Source organism: Amycolatopsis sp. GM8 (assembly GCF_021653975.1).
GTDB lineage: Bacteria > Actinomycetota > Actinomycetes > Mycobacteriales > Pseudonocardiaceae > Amycolatopsis_E.
Genome location: NZ_JAJKFK010000001.1, coordinates 1,427,097 through 1,446,235, shown reverse-complemented (window position 1 = coordinate 1,446,235; position 19,139 = coordinate 1,427,097). Strand labels below are relative to the sequence as shown.

Below are 19,139 nucleotides of genomic sequence, written 5' to 3'. Positions count from 1 at the left end.
CCCGCGTCACAGCAGGCTGGGGTATGCAAGCGCAGGGCTTGGGGTGGTGGAAAGATAGTGGTATGGCCGCAGTGAAGTCGGAACCGACCCGGATCTTGATCCTGGGCGGTGGTTACGTCGGGCTCTATACCGCGTTGGGGCTGCAGAAGAAGCTTCGCGCGAACGAAGCGTCCGTCACCATCGTGGACCCCCAGCCGCACATGACGTACCAGCCCTTCCTCCCGGAGGCGGCGGCCGGCGCCATCGAGCCGCGGCACGTGGTCGTGCCGCTGCGGCGGGTCCTCAAGCGGTGCCACGTGCTCACGGCGCGCGTCACCAAGATCGAGCACGAGCGCAAGGCCGTCACGGTCGAGGCCGCGGACGGGCATATCGAGCAGCTGAACTACGACGTGCTCGTGGTCGCGCTCGGCGCCGTCGCGCGGCTGCTGCCGATTCCGGGGCTGGCCGAGCAGGGGATCGGCATCAAGACCATCGGTGAGGCCATCTACCTGCGCAACCACGTGATGACGAAGCTCGACCAGGCGTCCAGCACCCTGGACCCGGAGCTGCGCAAGCGGCTGCTGACGTTCACCGTGGTCGGCGGCGGGTTCGCGGGTATCGAGGCGCTCGCCGAACTCGAGGACATGTCCCGGTTCGCGACCCGGTACTACGAGAACATCGACCCGTCCGACCTGCGCTGGGTGCTGGTCGAGGCGGCCGGCCGGATCCTGCCCGAGGTGCGCGAGACCCTCGGTGTGTGGACGGTCGAGCAGTTGGAGAAGCGCGGCATCGAGGTGTTCCTGTCGACGGCGGCGAAGTCGTTCGAGAACGGGCATGTCGTGCTGTCCGACGGCACCGAGTTCGACAGCGACACGATCATCTGGACGGCCGGTGTGAAGGCCAACCCGGTGCTGGCCACCTCCGATCTGCCGATCGACAAGCGCGGCCGTGTCGAGGCGACCGCCGCACTGCAGGTCGTCGGGCATCCGGATGTGTGGACCGCCGGTGACAACGCGGCCGTGCCGGACCTTTCGCGCACCGAGCAGGACCCGACGGCGACCACGCCGCCGAACGCCCAGCACGCGGTGCGCCAGGCGAAGGTGCTGTCGGAGAACATCATCCGCGTGCTGCGGGGCGGGCAGCCGAAGGACTACTTCCACAAGAACCTCGGCGCGGTCGCGGGTCTGGGCCTGCACAAGGGTGTGGCGGACGCGCTGAACCTGAAGATCAAGGGCTTCCCGGCGTGGGTGTTCCACCGCGCCTACCACCTCAAGTCGATGCCGACGTTCAACCGGAAGACCCGGATCCTGCTGGACTGGTTGCTCGGCGGCCTTTTCCGGCGCGAGGTCGTGTCGCTCGGGCAGATCAACAACCCGAAGGAAGAGTTCGCGAGGGCGTCCAAGTCCTGACGGCGCGAGGCACCGCATTATGCTCAGCGGTGCCCCCGTAGCCCAATCGGCAGAGGCAGTCGACTTAAAATCGACCCAGTGCGGGTTCGATCCCCGTCGGGGGCACGTTTACGCTGATCAGTGGGTCGAGGTGGGGCGCGTGCAAGATCATCCGCCCCATTTACGCCTGAACCCTCACAACATGTCTTCGAGAGCGGCGGCGTTCTCTGTTGACACCGTACCGCGACCCATATAGCCGTCCTGCGTCATTGACGGCTTTTGCGTGCCCGAGCTGATCGGCGATCTGGCGAGCGCTGAGCTTGGCCTCATCCATCACCGTGCCCGCAGTTTTCCGGAACACGTGCGAGGTGACCCAGGCGAACCCGTCGTTGCCCCGAGCCTCCCGCAGCGCCCGCCGGGTGTTGGATGGATCCCGCAGTCCGCCGAACGTGTCCGGGAACACCGGACTCGCGCCCGGCCGATTCTCTGCCGTAGCGATGCTATGGCGCCGCTTCAGCACCTCGACCGCCCACGATGGCAGCGGCAGGTCTCGCACCCCGGATTCGGTCTTCGGTTCCTTCCGCTGAAGACCCGCTCCGCGCACCCGGACGACGGTGTACCTAATCGAGGCCCGCCCGTTGTCGAGGTCGACGTCCTCCCAGCAGAGGGCCAGAGCTTCACCGATCCGGACTCCCGTTGCGAGCATGAACCGCGTCAGGTCGGGCAGATCCTTCGCGACTGCCTTCGGATCGAGTTCGAGCTGGGACAACCACTCCCGCCGTTCCTCGGGCGTCAACGCGCGAGTTTTCTTCTTCGTCCCGCCCGCGATCGGCTCGATATCCCGAATCGGGTTCGTGGTGATCGCGCCGTGCCGCGCGGCGTATCGCAGAATCCCACCGACCACTGCTCGCGCGGTCCCGAGCATGCGCCGCACTGCTCCTGGCCTGCAGAGTCGGAAAGAACTTGTCTAGTCGAGGCACCGTTACCTCGGACAGCCGAAGCTCTCCGAACGCTTCGAGCACGTGGTTGTCGATCATGCTCCGGTAGTTGTCGACCGTCCCGGGTGCCCGCTCACCGGACTCGACGCGCCGCTCCTGCCAGGCAAGCCAGAGCTTTGGCGACGATGTCGAAACGCTTGAGATTTTGGCTCAGAGTATGCTTAACAAACGTCAAACTCATCCAACATGGAACGACTTTGTCGCCACGGAAACGGCGCAGTTTATCGCTGCTTGGGGAGCCATTAAAACCGACGAATATGGATTCGCTGGACGCCGCCGCCGTCTTGCGCGTGATATCGATTTAGTCATCCTGGTGCCGATGGGAAGTAGAGGCGCTTATTTTGTGATGAGCGCGACTGCTCTGCCGAACGCAATGACCGTCCTTGTGAGGCGAACGGATGACGGTTGGAAGATCGTGAACCATGTTGGGTATGCGCCGCCTACGGCAGGGTGGCCGCCTATCTGGTGGCAGACCAGTGATCCGGCCGTAGAGGCGTTACCAGAGGAGTGACCCCCGCATACCACATTCGTGCAATATGGCGGCGGCGAAGCACGACAAACGACGCTGACTGACAGGTACTCAAGCCGCAGGCCAGGGGCTGTACCGACGCTCCCCTGCTGGTCAGCGAAGACCCGAATAAGGTCAACGGGGCGCAGGCTCGGGTTGCGCGTCCGACGCGCGTCAGGGGCTATCGTGGACGCATGACTGCCGCCGCTGCGAACCACGGCCCGACCCCGGGCGGGGCCCGTTTCGACTCGCCTCGGGAGATTCGGGCTGCGTTGCTGCCTGAAGAGGCTGGGGAGTTCGACGCGGACTACCAGCAGGCCCTTCGGCAGGCGTCGGAGACGTTGAGCCTGGAGGACCTACAGGCGACGTTGGCGAACTGGCGGCGCATCGCACAGATGACGCAGGCGGACCCCGCCGGGCACCGTCGGATGCTGGAGCAGGCTAAGCGGACGATGAGGACCGGGGAGCTGCCCGAAGGCGCGATGGACTGGCAGCAGTTCCGGACCGAGTTGGGCGTCTGACCGGCCGGTGGCCTATCGCATCGTGACGGACTCGCAGGTCCGTGCCCAGATTCGTGCCCTTCCCGTCGAAGCGTTGCCCCTGATCGCCGAGGCGCTGAGTGTCCTTGGGCTGACTCCGTGGAATGGTCGGCCGTACAGGCGATCGGATCCGGATGGCTGGATGCGGAACCTTGACTTCGCCGACGCCCGCGGTTTCATCACCTACCTCGTGCTCGAAGACCAGGACAGAGTCGACGTGGTCAACGTGACGTGGTTCGGATGAAAACCACCGTGATCGCCAACTTATCGCCAAAAATCAACCGCAAGCGACCGAGAACGATGGCATGGCGTATGAAGCGTCGTCTCAGGGTTCTTGAAGGTCACGAAGGGGTTCGGCAGGCGACGGCGAATACCGATGATCATGGAAGCTGGATCAGAAGGATCGGTGGTCAAGTCGCTGCGTCGCACCTTGACGTAGGCCCCGATGTTTCCCGTGTCCGTGTCCGTCTCGGTCGGGAACCGGGCCTGTAACACCCAGGAAGGCGAGGCGGCCACGATGAACGACATGACTCTATGCTCGTCTCGACGTTCCACCCGATTTCTGTGGTGCCTGTTCTCCATTGCGCTGGCGCTCTGGGCAGGAAGCTGGCGCGTGATCTACCTGGAAGTGACCAGGTGGCACCACATGGACTCGCGGCTGCGGTTCACGCCGCCGCCCGTACCCGCCGGCGCCCCGCCCCCCAAGGCTGGGCTGCCCGTGATCGCGGCCCGCTTCGTTGCCTTGGGGTCACCACCAGTCGCCTTGGTCGTATTTCTGCTGCTGGCAGTGCGCTCCCGAACTGGTCGTTGTCTATGTGCTCCCAGGGGAACACATAGAAGTGCGCGCCGTGACCTTGCTCGGGGCTAGGCATCAGGCGAGCTGGGCAGGACTCATCTCCCACGCTTTACCCTCGCTAATCAACAGCAAACGACCGAATCCAAGGACGAACGGCCACCATTTGCGTTCGCGATCAGGCCAGCTCACGTGCGGTACCGGCAGCCGACCAGCAACGACAGCAGACGTCCCGCCATAAAGCGGGTGTCGGAGTTGTCCGGCGTGGAACACTCCCTGAGCCATGAGCTGCTGCTGGTTTCGTCGCTGCGCACCACGTTCGGGCAAGGCAACCGGGTGAGGCGAGCGACAAACTCGAAGCCTGCACGATAAGGCCGGTTCTCCTACCTTGCACGTCGGACCGCCCCGAAGTAGCGAGCTGCATTCGCAGTGAACATCGGAATTGGCGCGACAACCCACAGGATGAATTGCAGGTTGTTCAACAGCAGCAGACCAACGGCCAGCCCGCCCGGCGGCGAAGTGGTGAGCCAGGCGTGCACGCCGAACTTGGCGGTTTCAGCGACCGCTCCAAGAAGTGCGAGCACTGCTAACACGGTGAGCACCGTGCGGGCCCACCTCTCGCCGCTGCGCATCTTCAGTGCCAGAGCGATCAACAAGGCCGTAAGGAGTGCGAGCAAGATCGCACTTCCCGTGGTCTGAATGCCCGCGACAAGACCCAATACGACGTCAAGAAGCTGCAAGACCGCGGCGACCATCCACAGGATGAAAGCCGCCTTGATGGAGCTCGGTCGAGACCGCCTGCCGCTCGCGGCCGGCTCAGGTATCGATGAAGCTGAGTCGTCTCCACGCTCAGTGCTTGTCACGAGATCACACTAGAGAAACCACAAGGTCATCGACCGCCGGGATCGGATAACTCTTTACGCCCGGCTCGTATGAGCGGGAGGGGTGTGAGACGCTTTGACCGAGTTGCTTCCTGTTAGGGGACACGTCCGGGCGCTCAGTCGCCGGTGTGACGACTACGGCCCAAGTGAGGCATCCGCTCGTCTCGCTTGATCGCCGCCCCACTTACGCCCCACATTGGCTGTCGCGCGACGGCAAACGACAGACACCTTCGCATGTTTGCTTTCGCTATCTGAGCAGCTAGCGCCACGTATCGGGAAGCGTCGGGAAACGTCGCGCAACACCGCCTGGGAATCGACCCAGTGCGGGTTCGAGTCCCGTCGGGGGCACGTTTGCGCTGGTCAGTGGGTTGTTCCGGGGCTCGCTGATGCGGCCAGGAGTTCGGCGACCTCCCCGCTCGGGTCGAACAACACGCGTGCCCCGTCAGTGACGACGCGCCGGGTGCCCGGGTCGCTTCCGGCGCGCCGGGCCAGCCCGGATCGGTAACGTTGATCTCGAACTCCAATCCTCTTCTTGTGCGGAATCGGTATTCCCACACGTCACCCCAACGCTGTCGCCGAATCGGAGGGCCGAAGTCAGCCGGCGGCATGAAGTCCGGGGTGGTGGACAGCAACACGAAATCGACATCGGAGTCGGGGCGTGCCGCATTGCGCGCGTACGAACCGACAAGCACTAATCCGTATGTTCCGGGCTGTTCACGGGCCCAGGCAACGACAGATTCGATCAGTGCCGCAGCTTCCGCCGCGCGCTCGGTCATAACGGCCAATCTCCAGTGTTCGACGTTCAGTGGTGAAACAGCCGGAGCCTAATCCGTATCGCCGGGTCTAGACATCCATCACGTGCATCCGGCAGGAGAGACTGTTGACCTCCTCGTAGCCGTCGTCGGTGACGATGATGGTGCCACCGACGACGACCCGGGTGCGTTCGATGCAGGCGTTCGGTTCGAAGGCCAGCGTGGTACCCGCCGGCAGCACCAAATCCGCAGCTTGAAGCCGTGACAGGTTCCGCGGCGGAGGACCGGGAAGTGACGTCAGCGTGGCCGCGTCCTGCTGCCTCACGCGCGTGAAGCCGAGGAACGCCTGCGGGTTGAGACTGTGGACCAGCGGCGTCAGAGCCCAGCAACCGTTTTCCAGCAAGGGCTGTTCCATCGCCCGCACGAGCTCGCCGAACGTGATGCCGGCCCGCAGCACGGACAGGCCCGCCTCGTAGGAGGCTCGCGCCACGGCCGCACACTGCGCGACGACCGGATCCGGCTTGCCCACGGCGATCGACATCTGCACCTGGACTTCGGCATTGCCGTAGGTCGGAAAGATCTCCGCCATCACGAGGTCCCGGGCGGCGATCCGGCGCGGCGGTTCGGCCGTCGTGGTCCACCGCGGCGGCCCCCACGACAAGCTCGGATAGCCCGAGTTCAGGATGAGAGTCGGATAGCGCACGCCACACCCGCGCCGGAACAGCGTGGCGAGAATCTCGGCATAGATCTCGGTTTCCGGCACACCGGGGGCGACGACGTCCAGCATGACCTGGCCGGCCGCCTCGGCGGCACTGCCCGCCCAGCGCAGCAGGGTCAGTTCCTCCGCACTCTTGGGCAGCATCATTTCGTTGAAGTCCCAGGAAACATCGGCGATCTCGCGACCTGACAAGCCGGCGGTCAGATCCAGCCAGAAGCGGGCGGGAATGAATCCACTGAACTCGCCTGCGGTCTGGGTGTCGAGCCCAACGACGCCGATTTTCCCGCCCTGGCTCAGATCTTTGATCAGGCCGGCGACGGCGCCGCCGTCCGAGCCGATGCGGTAATCGGTGATCCAGGGGACCATGCCCCGGGCGAAACTGTCCTCCGCGCGATGAATGCGGGTGCCCGCCCAGGTCACGGCCACCGGGTTTTCGGCAATAGGGAAGACCACCGCCCCTTCGATGTAGTCGTTGCTCAGGTAGTGCTCGTAGTGGTCACGACTGCGAAATCCGCCGACCAGCAAGAGATCGAGGCCGCGTTCGCGCATGAACTCACGCGTCACGGTCCACCGCCGATCCCTCTCATGCAGAGACAGGCCCTGCACTGGTGCACCGGTCGTCGAAGACAGGTGAGTCACACGTGCTCCATTTCTGGATAGCGCGGAAGCTCGCCGCGCGCCGTCACCCATTGCAGTTCCGTGAACGCTTCCAGATTGGCCTGATGGCCGCCATGACGAGAACCCGTGCCGGAAGCACCGACACCGCCGAACGGAACCGGGACCTCGTCGTTGACGGTTTGGTCGTTGATGTGGACATTGCCGGACGGGATCCGATCGGCCAGCGCCAGCCCGCGCATGACGTTGCCGGTGAGGATTCCGAGCGACAGGCCGTACTCCGTGTCGCAGGCCAGTTCGACCGCTTCGTCGAGGGTCGCGAATCGGGTGATCGGAGCCACCGGACCGAAGATCTCCTCGCGAAACGCGCGATGCTCCGGCGTGACGTGGTCGAGCACGGTCGGCCGGTAGAACAGACCGTCGAACGTGCCGCCCGCCTTCAATTGGGCTCCGGCCGCGACGGTGTCGCGCACGATGGAATCGATGCTGTGCAACTGTTTCTGGTCGATGATGGGACCGAGCTGGACCGGCTGTGACCCGGCCGGATCACCCACGACGAGCGCCTGCGCCCGTTCGGCCAACCTGGTCGCGTACTCGTCCGCGATCGACTCGTGGACGAGCTGCCTGCCGGTAACCATGCAGATCTGGCCCTGGTGGATGAAGGAACCCATCGCGCCGACGCCCGGGGCATGGGCGAGGTCGGCGTCGTCAAGGACGATCAGCGCGTTGTTGCCGCCCAGTTCGAGGTGAGCGCGCTTGAGATGGTGCGCCGCCAGTTCGCCCACCCGGCGGCCCACACCCGTCGAGCCGGTGAACGCGACCACGCGAGTGTGCGGCGTTGTGATGAGCCGCTCGCCCACGTCCACGCCGCGGCCGGGCAACAGCTGAAGGAGTCCTTTGGGCAGACCGGCTTCCTCGAACACCGCGGCCAGTGTGACCCCGCCGCTGACGGAGGTCCGGCTGTCCGGCTTGAGCAGAACGGCGTTGCCGAGCGCGAGAGCGGGAGCGACCGCGCGGATCGACAGGACGATCGGTGCGTTGAACGGCGCGATGACCGCGACGAGGCCGACGGGAACCCGGCGACTGAAGCTGAGACGTGGTTCGGTACTTCGCAGAACCTCGCCGTAGGGCACCGCGGCCAGCGCGGCGGCCTCGTAGCATTCCTGTGCCGCCGTGGCGACCTCGTGCTCGGCTTTCGCCGTAGCAGAGCCGGATTCGCGCTGGAGCCACTCGACGATCTCGGCGGATTGGGCGTTCCAGATGTCGCCCGCCCGCCGGAGCACCGCGGCACGATCCTCGTAGCTTCGTGCCGCCCACTCTCGCTGAGCGATCATGGCGCTCTCGGCCGCCGCGTCGACATCCGCCGGTGACGCGAAACCGATCTTTCCGAGTTGTTCGCCGGTCGAGGGGGACACAATGGCGTGGTGGCCGCCGGCTCCGGGCCGCCACTGACCATCCACCCAGATCCGCTCCGACCATCGAACTGGATCGAGGAACCGCACATCGGTCGTGCTCATGCCGCCACCCGCCGAAGCTTCGCGAGGCAATTCCATGTCGTCACAGCACGCCTTCGGCGGCGGCCTGGTGGACACTGCGGACGACCGGCCGGAAGCCGAGTTCCCGCGCGAGAGTTCCGTCGACGTGTCCCCGCCACGGGTTCTCCAACGGCTCTCCGGATTCCTTGTACTCGGCGCCGACGATGCGGGCGATCTCGTAGACCGATGTGGGGGCGTCGTCGGAGAGGTTGACGACGCGGCCGTCCATCACGCCGGTCAGTGCGAGCAGCATCGCGGTTGCGATGTCGCGGTGGTGGATGAGGCTCATCGTCGCCGCGGGGTGCCAGTCCCAGGAACCCAGCAGCTGCGGCGCGGACTGCAGGTGGCCGTCGGCGTCGCCGTAGACGAAGGCGAATCGCAGGACGCTCCACGCCAGACCGCTTTCGCGCACGAGGCGTTCCGCGACGATCTTGGTCGCCGGGTACGGCTGCTGCGCGTTGGCCGGGTCCTCTTCACGGGCCGGCCGCGACAGGTCGGCGTCGTAGACGAGGTTGGTGCTGGCCATGATGACGCGTGCTTCGGGAGCGTGGCTCAGCATGGCGTCGATGAGGTTCTTCGTGCCGCCGACGTTCACCTGCTCGATCAGCGCGGGGTCGGGAGTGCGCAGGACCGCGGCGAGGTGGATGACCGCGGAGACGCCTTCGACAGCCTTGGGCAACGTCGCCGGGTCGAGCAGATCACCCGCGACGGGCGTCACACCCGCCGGGAGTTCTTTGCCCGCGCGGACGAGGGCGCGGCACTCGATGCCCGCGTCGACGAGACGGCGGAGCAGGCGGGTTCCGACGAGGCCGGTTCCGCCGGTGATGAGGATGGTCATGATTCGTTTCCCTTCGGAAAGCGCTTGGTGAGCCTGCCGGTCGCCTCGCGCAGTACGCGGGCGGTCGTGTCGATGTCGGTTTGCGGGACGCCGTCGAACGCTGTCTGGAGGATCAGCGCGATCGGATCGGGCAACTCACGCCAGAGCGCGGCGCCGGCAGGGGTGGCGGTCAACACCTTCTGGCGCTGATCGGTGGCATCAGGCTTCTGCTCGACCAGACCCTTGCGGACCAGGGCGGCCACGACACCCGTCAGCGTCGCGCGCTCGACCTGGAGCATGCGCACGAGGTCACGTTGCGAGGTCGGCCCCACGGTCATGAGCTGGTACATGACGTACCACTGGGTGGGCCCGAGATCGAACGGGCGAAGGACGGTCTCCATCACGACGCGGGTCGCCAAGTGGTACTTCTTCGCCCACGCACCCGCGGACTGGTGCTCGGGATCCGCCTGTTCGTTAGCCACCTAACGAATATAGCTAGGTGCCTAACAAAGTGTCAAATGCCGGGGTGCGCATGTAGATCGGGGAGACATTCGACCGTCCACAGTGGTCAGTTGGCAGGGTACGGTCCGTGTCGCTGCCGGCCAGGTATCGGGCGGATCGCGTGGGAGTTCGACGGCTGGGTGTCAGAGCTGGGCGCCGGTGGGGCTGGACGCCGAGGGGTGACTCTGCTCGGCGACGCCGCCCACCTCACCGCGTCCAGCGGCGAAGGCGTCAACCTGGCCACGTGCGATGGGCGCCTTCGCCGGCACTGACAGTCGTGTCGGGGCGCGGTCTAGCGCGGCGGATTCAAGAGGTTGGACTTCACGCTGTTGAGGTGTTCGCGCATGGCGACCTGTGCGGAACCGGGGTCGCGATCGGCCAAGGCCGTCAAGATGGCGGCATGCTCCTGCTCGTAGGCCACCCGGCGGTCCTTCGTCGCTGAGCGCAGCTTGCTGTTGCCCCAGACCGGGAGGTCCCGGGCGGCGTTCATCGTGTCGAACATGCGCAGGAGCAGACCATTGTGCACCGACGCGGCGATCGCCCGGTGGAACGCCGAATCCCAGGCTTCGAACTCCAGATACGGCTCGCACGCGTTCCCGCGGCGCATGCACCGCTCGATCTCGGCCAGGTCGGACGGTGTGGCGTTGCGAGCGGCATGAATGGCGATCTCGGGTTCGATCATGAGACGGGTGTCCATGATCTCGGCCGGGCTCGTCATGAGTTCCTGCGCGTCGACGTGACCGCCATCCGTGGTCAGGAACGTGCCTCGCCCGACATGGCGGCTGATCAGGCCCTCGCGCTCCAGCACGCCGAGGGCTTGCCGGACGGCGCTGCGCGGAACCGACAAGGACTCGGCGAAGGCTCGCTCCGTCGGCAGGCGTGATCCCGCTCGCAGTTCTCCCGACTCCTGCCCGCGTTCGAGAACCGACCGCAGCCGGTCGACGACCGGTATCCCTGACATATCCAACCTTCTCTCACCAATCTGAACCAATTGTAGCAGGCAGGGCGCCTTGCGTGCCCTGCATTGCCCCTACATACTGGTGAAATCAATCGAGTCCAAAGCACGTATTGGTTTGAATTGGTAGGAAGGAAGCTCGTGAAACTGGCAACCGTGCAAACCGGTGACGGCCAAACGGTCGCTGTCATCGGTGACGACGAACGCACCGCGCACGCGCTCGTCGGGGAGCAGTCGCTGCTCGAACTGATCGAGAACTGGGATGGTGTGGCCGAGAAGCTGACACAGGCGAACGACCTGCCGGTCATCGACGAATATCGCCTGCTGGCACCAATCCCGCGACCGCGACGAAACATCTTCGCCGTGGGCAAGAACTATCGGGAGCACGTGGCGGAGTTCGGCCGCTCCGGTTATGACACTCCCAGTCGCAGCGAGGAACTGCCGGACAAGCCCATCGTGTTCTCCAAAGCGACGACGACGGTGACCGGCCCCTTCGACGACATCGAATCCCACCCTGAGGTCACTTCGGAGCTCGACTATGAGGCAGAGCTTGCGGTCATCATCGGGCGTGGCGGCCGCGCGATCACGGAGGCCGAGGCGATGGCCCACGTGTGGGGCTACACGATCATCAACGACGTGACCGCCCGAGACCTCCAGCGTGACCACAAACAATGGCTGCTGGGCAAGTCCCTCGACACCCACGGCCCGATGGGACCGTGGGCCGTCACCGCGGACGAGGCCGGCGACCTCAGCACGCTCCGCGTCACCAGCAGCGTCAACGGCGAGCCACGGCAGGACGCGCTTGTGGCCGACCTGATCTTCTCTGTGCCGCAGCTCATCGCGACCATCTCCGCGGGCATCACACTCCTGCCCGGCGACATCATCGCCACCGGGACGCCCGCCGGTGTCGGCATCGGATTCGAACCGCCCCGCTTCCTGAAACTGGGCGATGTCGTGGAATGCGGTATCACCCGGCTCGGCTCTATTCGGAACAGGATCCGCTGATGCGTATTGGTGAGATCGACATTCACCCGATCGCCGACGGCACCTTCCGTGCCGGGCCGGGCTATTTCGGCGACCACGTCACGGCCCACGGCCACGAAGACCTGTTCACCCGGTACGGAAAGGCCTGGCTGCCCATCGGCTGTTTCCTCGTCCGGACCGGATCACGGGTAATTCTGATCGACGCGGGAATGGGCCCCGAAATGCGCGACGACGGTGACCGGAGGCTGCTTGTCGGCGGGCAACTTCTCGTCGGTCTCCGTGCCGCGGGGGTGGGCGTCGAAGAAATCGACGCGGTGATCTGCACTCACCTCCACGCGGACCATTGCGGCTGGCTCTTCGACGCCACCGCCGCGGCCGTCTTCCCCAATGCCGAGATCTGGATCGGCGCTCCCGACTGGCAGCATTTCGTGCAGGATCCGAATGTCTGGATGTTCGACCACATTCGCCACGGGTTGCAGAACGTGGACGGGTCCCGGCTGCGTCTGATCGCCGACGACACGACGGTCGCGCCGGGAGTCGACATCATCATGACGCCAGGACACACCCCCGGCCACCTCTCGGTCATCGTGTCCTCAGGGGCGCATCGGGTGCTCATTCTCGGGGACGCGATCGTCTGCCCGGTCCAGCTGGACGAGCCGACCTGGCGGTCGATCGGTGATGTCGACCCGGACCTCGCCGCCCGGGTTCGTGAGCGGCTCTTCCGGGAGCTCGAGGGTGACAACACGTACGGCGTGGGCGCGCATTTCCCCGAACTGCGATTCGGGCGCGTTCTGGCCGGCCAAATGCGCCGCTGGATCGGCTGACGGGCTCAGCCCCTGCGAGGCGGCTTACCCGCTGCCCCCAAGTGTGCCAGGATTTCCTTGCGCGGCAAGGGATCCAGTCGTTGTCCGGCGCGTAGGCGCAGCGCGACCCGGTCGTCGGCCGCTTCCCGGGAACCGATGATCGCCTGGAACGGCACGAGTCGCGCGGTCCGGATTCGCGCGCCGAGGCTGCCGTGCGCTGAGTCGACGACCTCCGCCCGCAGTCCGGCATCGACGCATTGTTGCAGAAACCCTTCCGCGGCAAGGTGTTCCGCGTCGGACACCGGCAGGATGACCACCTGGACCGGTGCCAGCCACGCCGGGAACGCGCCGCCGTGTACTTCGATCAACTGCGCGAGGGCGCGTTCGATGCTGCCGATGACGCTGCGGTGCACCATGACCGGCCGGTGCCGGTCGCCGCCCGCGCCGATGTAGTGCAGGTCGAACCGGGCCGGCTGATAGAAGTCGATCTGCACGGTCGACAGGGTCGATTCACGGCCCGCGTTGTCGATGATCTGCACGTCGATTTTCGGCCCGTAGAATGCTGCCTCGCCTTCGACCGCCTCGTAAGGGAAATCGGCGAGAACGTCGAGCAGCATGGCATTCGCACGTTGCCACAATTCCGGGTCCCCGACGTATTTTCCGTCCGCGCCGGGCAGTGAAAGGCGGTACCGGGAAGGCTCGATCCCCAGGTCTTCATACGCCCGCCGGATCAGCTGTAGCGCGGCGCGCGCCTCGCCGACCGCCTGTTCCGGAGTGCAGAAAATATGCGCGTCATTGAGCTGAATCGCGCGCACGCGGGTCAGCCCGCCGAGCACACCGGACAGCTCGGACCGGTACATCCCGCCCAGTTCCGCGAACCGCAACGGCAACTCGCGATAACTGTGCGCGCGGGACCGGTAGATCAGCGCGTGATGCGGGCACAGGCTCGGCCGCAGGACGACCTGCTCGCCACCCACGTCCATCGGCGGGAACATGTCGTCGCCGTAATTCGCCCAGTGACCCGAGATTTCATAAAGCTCGCGTTTGCCGAGCACCGGCGAATACACGTGCCGGTAGCCCGCCCGTTGTTCGAGCGCGCGAACATATTCTTCCAAGATGTGCCGAATGGTCGCCCCATCGGGGAGCAAATACGGCAGTCCGGCACCGATCAGGGGATCGCTGCCGAACAGGCCGAGTTCGCGGCCCAGTTTGCGGTGATCGTGCATGGCTGTGGTCTCCTCGCGAGTAGTGGGCGAGGACCGCGCCAGAAGAACACCTCCCGGGGCCGCTCGCCCCGGGACATGATTCAGCGCGCCGGGAGCGTTTCCGGCGTCGTCGTGACTGCGGCGCGCATCATGCCGCGGACGGTAGCACGTACCTCACGCACCTACCGACCGAAATAAGCCGGCCTCAGCGGTGACGGTGGTGGCCGCCGCCGTTGTACTTGCCACCGTTGTCGTGGCTGCCGGGCCACTGGTACGGGTTGACCGGCCAGACGTAGGTACCCGGCGGCAGCTTCGGCGCGCTGATCTGCGGCGCCGGCGGCGCGGCCGCCGTGGTCTTGGGCGGCGTGGTCTTCGACTGGGTCGTCGTGTTCGGCAGCGTCCCGCTGAACTTGCCGCGGTCCGGCTGCTGCGCCGGGGCGCTCGCCGGGATCTCGGCGGTGCCGGTCGGCGACGACGACGCCAGCGTCACGACCTGCGCCCCGACGGGGGCCGACGCGAGCAGCTGGCTGTCGGACTCGGGAGTGTTGTTGCTCGGCACCGGGCCGGAGGCGGTGCCGCCGTCCTCGGTACCGGGTGCCTGCGCGTTCGCCAGCGCCCAGCCACCCGCCAGGACGGCGCCGGCGAAGGCGAGCCCGGCGATCTTGAGCCCGGCGCGGGCGGGACGGACCTTCTCGACACCAGCACGCGGCTCTTCGGCCGGCGCGGTTTCGAGCAGCGCGGCAACCGTGGTCTTGTCGTAGCGGTACTGGGTGGTCGGCGTGTCGTCGACCGGCGGGAACGCCGGGAGGGTGCCTTCGAAGCATTCTTCGCTCACCCGGGAACGGCGGTGCGGCGCTTGGCCGGCGCGGGCACCGTTCCGGGCCAGCAGTTCGGCGACGGTGGTCGCCCCGGACGTAGCGTCGAGACTGTGGGTCGCTGTCGTCACGGAGCGTGCCCTCCTCGTCCTTCGTCTGGGTGGCCACAGCCTAGCGGGCCGCTTTGAGCCCGGGTCACCCTATCGTGTGACACACCCCAGCGGGCAAGAGTTTCGCGCGGAAAACCGGGCCCGCGCGCATACTGGGCGGGTGCCTGGGAACTGGATCCTGCACGTGGACCTCGACCAGTTCATCGCGGCCGTGGAGGTGGCCAGGCACCCGGAGCTGCGAGGACGGCCGGTGATCGTCGGCGGCACGGGCGACCCGACCCAGCGCGCGGTGGTGGCGACCGCCTCGTACGAGGCGCGTGAGTTCGGTGTCCACTCGGGCATGCCGTTACGGACCGCAGCCAAGCGCTGCCCCGATGCGGTGTTCCTGCCGGTCGACAAGCCGGCTTACGAAGAGGTGTCCGAGCGGGTCATGGCGACGCTGCGCCGGTTCCCGGTCGTCGTCGAGGTGCTCGGCTGGGATGAGGCGTTCGTCGGCGCGAGCACGGACGATCCGGAGGCGCTGGCGGCCGAGATCCGGCGCGCGGTGACCGAGGACTCGGGGCTGTCCTGCTCCGTGGGCATCGGGGACAACAGGCTGCGCGCGAAGACCGCGACCGGGTTCGGCAAACCCGCGGGCGTGTACCGGCTGACCGAGGACAACTGGTCCGAGGTGATGGACGGCCGTCCCACCGAGGCACTGCAGGGGATCGGCCGCCGGACCGCGAAGAAGCTGGCGGAGCTGGGCATCGAGACCGTCGGCGCGCTCGCCGCGGCCGACCGGGACGCGCTGGCCGCGCGGTTCGGGCCCACGATGGGGCCGTGGTTCCGGCTGCTGGCGCGCGGGCTCGGCGATCGTGAGGTGACCGCGACGCCGTATGTGCCGCGGTCGCGCAGTCGCGAGGTGACGTTCCAGCAGAACCTGACCGAGCCGGCGGAGATCGCTCGCGAGGTCGCCGCGCTGGCCGCCTTGGTGGCGGACGACGTCGTCGCCGAGGGACGTCCCGCGGCGCGCGTCGCGGTCAAGGTGCGGTTCGCGCCGTTCATCACCCAGACCCGGAGCATGACGCTCGACGCGCCGACCAGCGACGCGGAAGTCTTGCGGGAAGCGGCTTTGCGGGTGCTCGCCCGCTTCGAGAGCACCCGCCCGGTGCGGCTGCTCGGTGTACGGGCCGAATTCGAGGTCAAGGACGAGTGAGCGTCAGGAAACCGCCTTCCACGGAAATCGTTCGCGCGTAAGAGATTGCCACGTCAGAGAACGCAGTGAACCGCACCTGCCAGCCGTGGCTCGCGAACCATTCCGGTGCGTCGTCGCCCAGGCCGCCTTTCCAGAGCGAGGTGTACTGCGCCGGTAGCCTCCAGGCCTGCGCGGGCACGGAGCCGTGTTCGAGCGCGAGAGTGCTGCCGGGCGCGGAAAGTTCCGAGACGGCGGTCATCAGGCGCCTGGCCTCGTCGGCCGTCAGGTAGGTGAGCAGACCTTCGGCGAGCCAGGCGGTTTTCACGCCGGGATCGAATCCGGCTTCGGAGAGCGCACTGGTCCAGTCCATACGGAGGTCGACGCAGACCACTGTGCGCGCACACCGGGGCGTTGCGTTGGCGAGCACTTTTTCCTTGAACGCCAGTACATCCGGGAGATCGAGTTCGAACAGTCCGGTGCCCGGCGGCCAGGACAGCCGGAACGCCCTGGTATCCAGGCCGGCCGCGAGTAGCACGACCTGTGCGCAACCGGCGCCCAGCAGGTAGTCGTCGAAGAACCTGGTGCGGATGGCGGCATGCGCGACGAAAGTGGCGCCGATCCCTGTCGTGTCAGCGGTTTGCGGAAAGGCATCCGGCAGCGCGTCGACGAAGGCCTGGGCATAGGGATCGTCGAAGAGCCGGTCCGCACGGCGGCTCTCGTGGGCGCGGATGACCGCTACGCCCAGCGCGGTCTTGCCGACTCCGGTCAAAGACATATCGCCAACGATACATCTTCAGCGATGTATCTTGGCAGGCATGGACGGTGGGCAGGTGCATCGGCTCGGCAGGCGGCTGATCGAGATTTCGGCGGTGGCGACGGGAAAACCCGGCGACCTCGTGCTCACGCCGGGCGAACGGGCCGTGCTGGAGGACGTGATCCGGCATCCCGGTGCTTCGGTCGGCGAGATCCGTGAGCGGACCGGGTTCGTGCAGAGTCACGTGTCCGCGTCGGTGGCCAGGCTTCGTGAGCGCGGGCTGATCACCTCTGTCGCCGACCCGCGCGACGGGCGGCGCACCCAGGTCCAGGTGACCGGCGAGGCCATGCGGGCGATCAGTCGCCGGGCCGGCCGCCGGATCGACAAGGCCGTCGAGTCCGCGGTCGGCGATCGAGCACGGGCCGCTCAGGTGATCGCCTTGCTGGACGAGTTGGCCGGACTCTTGCTCTGAGCCCCGACCTTTTGCCCGAAATGTAGGAAAATTCCCGCCATTGCGGGCTGGTTCGTTGGTGATTGCCTCAATAGGGTGTCCAGCTATGGCAGAGTCGTCAGCGCGTCAGCGCCTCACCTCCGATCAGCGGAACTCCTTCCTCGCCGCGGTGCTCGGCTGGACGATGGACGCGTTCGACTACTTCATCGTCGTGTTCGTCTACGCCGATATCGCCAAGAGCTTTGGGATGGGCAAGGCCGACGTCGCGTTCATCACGACCGCGACGCTGATCATGCGGCCGGTCGGGGCGTTGCTGTTCGGCCTGTGGGCGGACCGGGTCGGCCGTCGCATCCCGCTGATGGTGGACGTCATCTTCTATTCGATCGTCGGTTTCCTGTGCGCGTTCGCGCCGAACTTCACGGTGCTGCTGATCCTGCGGCTGCTTTACGGCATCGGCATGGGCGGCGAATGGGGGCTCGGCGCCGCGCTCGCGATGGAGAAGATTCCGGTGAAGCGGCGCGGTTTCTTCTCCGGAATGCTGCAGGAAGGCTATTCCTTCGGCTACCTGCTCGCTTCGCTCGCGTCGCTTCTGATTCTCGACTGGGCGGGACTGTCCTGGCGATGGCTGTTCGCACTGAGCATCATTCCCGCGCTGATCAGCCTCATCATCCGGGCGCGCGTCAAGGAATCCGAGGTGTGGGAGAGCACGCGGGAGAAGATGCGGGTCACCCGGACGTCCATAAAGGACATCCTGCTGGACCCGAAGATCATCCGCCGGTTCGTCTATCTCGTGCTGCTGATGACCGCGTTCAACTGGATGAGCCACGGTACGCAGGACGTCTACCCGACCTTCCTTTCCTCGCACACCAACGGCGGCGCGGGCCTGTCGACGACGACGGCGACCTGGATCGCGGTGATCTACAACATCGGCGCGATCGCCGGCGGCCTCATTTTCGGTTCCCTGTCGGAACGTTTCGGCCGCCGCTACACGATCGCGTTCTGCGCCGTGCTCGGGCTGCCGATCGTGCCGCTGTTCGCGCTGTCGACGACCGCCGCGATGCTGTGTCTTGGCGCGTTCCTGATGCAGGTCATGGTGCAGGGCGCGTGGGGCGTGATCCCGGCGCACCTGACGGAGATGTCGCCGGACGCGATCCGCGGGTTCTACCCCGGCGTGACCTACCAGTTGGGCAACTGCCTCGCCGCGTTCAACCTGCCGATCCAGGAAAGCCTGGCGGAGAGCCACGGCTACCCGTTCGCGCTGATGGTGACGGTCATCCCGGTGCTCGTCGTGGTCACGGTGCTGACGTTGGTGGGCAAGGAGGCGAAGGGCATCAGCTTTGGTTCGGACCGGACGATCTCAGCGCCCGCGACGACCGACGGCTAAAGCCATTGCGCGACGCCGCCGTGGCCCGAACAGGTGCCCTGCCGGTGCTGGCTGAAGCTGTAGGTGCCGTCCTTGCAGTGCGCGGTCGCGCCCGCGGGCGGGGAGTCCGCGTGCGTCGGCCGGGGCACGCAGTTGCCGTCGACGTTGATGTACCCGCCTGAGCAGCCGACAGCCGCTTTCTGGGTGGTTTCCGTCGTGCGCTTCGCCGTGGTGTGCGCGGCGGGCGGCGGTGGCGCTTGCTGCACCACCGGAGCCGGGGCCGCGGCGGCCGGTGGCGTGGTCGTGGTTGTGATGACCGGGGCGGGCGCGACCGGTGCGACGGCCGAACTGCTGATCGTCGTGGTGGTCGGCGGGGTGACGGGAGTGCTGGGTGTGGTGACCCCACATCCCGCGAGCACGGCGCCGAGCGCGAACGCACCGACCCAGCTCGAAAGTCTCTTGGCGGACAAGTCGACTCCTTTGTGGCCTGGACCATTCGGA

The 19,139-nt window shown here is 66.4% G+C and carries 22 protein-coding genes and 1 tRNA gene; 9 read left to right on the top strand and 14 right to left on the bottom strand.

What is annotated here, in order from left to right; genetic code table 11:
- The first annotated feature begins 62 nt into the window (after nt 1-62).
- Both LOZ83_RS06925 and LOZ83_RS06920 read left to right on the top strand, forming a co-directional pair.
- The gene (locus LOZ83_RS06925) at nt 63-1,388 is read left to right on the top strand and encodes an NAD(P)/FAD-dependent oxidoreductase (protein ID WP_236789337.1); all 1,326 of its coding nucleotides are present in this window, start codon (nt 63-65) and stop codon (nt 1,386-1,388) included.
- A 31-nt stretch (nt 1,389-1,419) separates the two neighbouring features.
- Nucleotides 1,420-1,493 (top strand) — tRNA-Leu (locus LOZ83_RS06920).
- 55 nt (nt 1,494-1,548) lie between these two features.
- Here the strand turns inward: LOZ83_RS06920 and LOZ83_RS06915 are convergent.
- Together LOZ83_RS06915 and LOZ83_RS06910 are read right to left on the bottom strand one after the other, a co-directional pair.
- On the bottom strand, nt 1,549-2,163 hold the full coding sequence (locus LOZ83_RS06915) for a site-specific integrase (protein ID WP_236789336.1): 615 nt from the start codon (nt 2,161-2,163) through the stop codon (nt 1,549-1,551).
- Nucleotides 2,045-2,509: a hypothetical protein gene (locus tag LOZ83_RS06910; protein WP_374202639.1), complete on the bottom strand. Its 465-nt coding sequence runs from the start codon at nt 2,507-2,509 to the stop codon at nt 2,045-2,047. The genes LOZ83_RS06915 and LOZ83_RS06910 overlap by 119 nt, the downstream gene beginning before the upstream one ends.
- On the opposite strand from LOZ83_RS06910, the gene LOZ83_RS06905 reads away from it, so the two are divergent.
- Nucleotides 2,415-2,876 (top strand): hypothetical protein, encoded by a 462-nt coding sequence (locus LOZ83_RS06905; protein ID WP_236789334.1) that lies wholly within the window; start codon nt 2,415-2,417, stop codon nt 2,874-2,876. The two genes, LOZ83_RS06910 and LOZ83_RS06905, sit on opposite strands and share 95 nt — an antisense overlap.
- A 191-nt stretch (nt 2,877-3,067) precedes the next feature.
- Nucleotides 3,068-3,394, top strand: coding sequence for a DUF6247 family protein (locus tag LOZ83_RS06900; protein ID WP_236789333.1), 327 nt, complete (start codon nt 3,068-3,070; stop codon nt 3,392-3,394).
- Nucleotides 3,395-3,676: 282 nt separating this feature from the next.
- On the opposite strand, the gene LOZ83_RS06895 is transcribed toward LOZ83_RS06900, so the two are convergent.
- From LOZ83_RS06895 to LOZ83_RS06860, 8 genes are all read right to left on the bottom strand, one after another.
- On the bottom strand, nt 3,677-3,940 hold the full coding sequence (locus LOZ83_RS06895) for a hypothetical protein (RefSeq protein WP_236789332.1): 264 nt from the start codon (nt 3,938-3,940) through the stop codon (nt 3,677-3,679).
- A gap of 648 nt (nt 3,941-4,588) precedes the next feature.
- Complete coding sequence (locus LOZ83_RS06890; RefSeq protein WP_236789331.1) at nt 4,589-4,960, bottom strand: hypothetical protein; 372 nt, start codon at nt 4,958-4,960, stop codon at nt 4,589-4,591.
- Nucleotides 4,961-5,202: 242 nt separating this feature from the next.
- Nucleotides 5,203-5,862, bottom strand: coding sequence for a nucleotidyltransferase family protein (locus LOZ83_RS40720; RefSeq protein WP_374202628.1), 660 nt, complete (start codon nt 5,860-5,862; stop codon nt 5,203-5,205).
- Between the two features lie 67 nt (nt 5,863-5,929).
- Nucleotides 5,930-7,120 (bottom strand): Xaa-Pro peptidase family protein, encoded by a 1,191-nt coding sequence (locus LOZ83_RS40355; protein WP_236789330.1) that lies wholly within the window; start codon nt 7,118-7,120, stop codon nt 5,930-5,932.
- 71 nt (nt 7,121-7,191) lie between these two features.
- On the bottom strand, nt 7,192-8,673 hold the full coding sequence (locus LOZ83_RS06880) for a benzaldehyde dehydrogenase (protein WP_374202638.1): 1,482 nt from the start codon (nt 8,671-8,673) through the stop codon (nt 7,192-7,194).
- Nucleotides 8,674-8,728: 55 nt separating this feature from the next.
- Nucleotides 8,729-9,544, bottom strand: a complete 816-nt coding sequence (locus LOZ83_RS06875; protein ID WP_236789328.1) for an NAD(P)-dependent oxidoreductase — start codon at nt 9,542-9,544, stop codon at nt 8,729-8,731.
- Nucleotides 9,541-10,005 (bottom strand): MarR family winged helix-turn-helix transcriptional regulator, encoded by a 465-nt coding sequence (locus LOZ83_RS06870; RefSeq protein WP_236789327.1) that lies wholly within the window; start codon nt 10,003-10,005, stop codon nt 9,541-9,543. The genes LOZ83_RS06875 and LOZ83_RS06870 overlap by 4 nt, the downstream gene beginning before the upstream one ends.
- Nucleotides 10,006-10,316: 311 nt before the next feature.
- Nucleotides 10,317-10,985, bottom strand: a complete 669-nt coding sequence (locus tag LOZ83_RS06860; protein ID WP_236789326.1) for a FadR/GntR family transcriptional regulator — start codon at nt 10,983-10,985, stop codon at nt 10,317-10,319.
- A gap of 63 nt (nt 10,986-11,048) precedes the next feature.
- Between LOZ83_RS06860 and LOZ83_RS06855 the strand changes: the two genes are divergently transcribed.
- Both LOZ83_RS06855 and LOZ83_RS06850 read left to right on the top strand, forming a co-directional pair.
- Nucleotides 11,049-11,984 carry a fumarylacetoacetate hydrolase family protein gene (locus LOZ83_RS06855; protein WP_236789325.1) on the top strand — a complete coding sequence of 312 codons (936 nt, stop codon included), beginning with the start codon at nt 11,049-11,051 and terminating at the stop codon, nt 11,982-11,984.
- Nucleotides 11,984-12,787, top strand: a complete 804-nt coding sequence (locus LOZ83_RS06850; protein WP_236789324.1) for an MBL fold metallo-hydrolase — start codon at nt 11,984-11,986, stop codon at nt 12,785-12,787. Before LOZ83_RS06855 ends, LOZ83_RS06850 begins: the two co-directional genes overlap by 1 nt.
- Nucleotides 12,788-12,792: 5 nt before the next feature.
- Here LOZ83_RS06850 and thrS read toward each other — a convergent pair whose 3' ends face one another.
- Nucleotides 12,793-14,034: a threonine--tRNA ligase gene (thrS, locus tag LOZ83_RS06845; RefSeq protein ID WP_255823409.1), complete on the bottom strand. Its 1,242-nt coding sequence runs from the start codon at nt 14,032-14,034 to the stop codon at nt 12,793-12,795.
- Between the two features lie 142 nt (nt 14,035-14,176).
- A complete protein-coding gene (locus LOZ83_RS06840) occupies nt 14,177-14,917 on the bottom strand; it encodes a hypothetical protein (RefSeq protein ID WP_236789322.1) in 741 nt (246 codons plus the stop codon).
- Nucleotides 14,918-15,056: 139 nt separating this feature from the next.
- Between LOZ83_RS06840 and LOZ83_RS06835 the strand changes: the two genes are divergently transcribed.
- Entirely contained in the window at nt 15,057-16,091 is a 1,035-nt protein-coding gene (locus LOZ83_RS06835) for a DNA polymerase IV (RefSeq protein ID WP_236789321.1), read from the top strand.
- Here the strand turns inward: LOZ83_RS06835 and LOZ83_RS06830 are convergent.
- Nucleotides 16,078-16,845: an SAM-dependent methyltransferase gene (locus LOZ83_RS06830; RefSeq protein ID WP_236789320.1), complete on the bottom strand. Its 768-nt coding sequence runs from the start codon at nt 16,843-16,845 to the stop codon at nt 16,078-16,080. The genes LOZ83_RS06835 and LOZ83_RS06830 overlap by 14 nt on opposite strands.
- A 40-nt stretch (nt 16,846-16,885) precedes the next feature.
- Here LOZ83_RS06830 and LOZ83_RS06825 point away from each other — a divergent pair, with 40 nt between their 5' ends.
- Nucleotides 16,886-17,296 carry a MarR family winged helix-turn-helix transcriptional regulator gene (locus tag LOZ83_RS06825; RefSeq protein ID WP_236789319.1) on the top strand — a complete coding sequence of 137 codons (411 nt, stop codon included), beginning with the start codon at nt 16,886-16,888 and terminating at the stop codon, nt 17,294-17,296.
- A gap of 85 nt (nt 17,297-17,381) precedes the next feature.
- On the top strand, nt 17,382-18,659 hold the full coding sequence (locus LOZ83_RS06820; protein ID WP_236789318.1) for an MFS transporter: 1,278 nt from the start codon (nt 17,382-17,384) through the stop codon (nt 18,657-18,659).
- Here LOZ83_RS06820 and LOZ83_RS40265 read toward each other — a convergent pair.
- Nucleotides 18,656-19,108: a DUF3761 domain-containing protein gene (locus tag LOZ83_RS40265; protein WP_304512145.1), complete on the bottom strand. Its 453-nt coding sequence runs from the start codon at nt 19,106-19,108 to the stop codon at nt 18,656-18,658. The genes LOZ83_RS06820 and LOZ83_RS40265 overlap by 4 nt on opposite strands.
- Between the last annotated feature and the right edge of the window lie 31 nt (nt 19,109-19,139).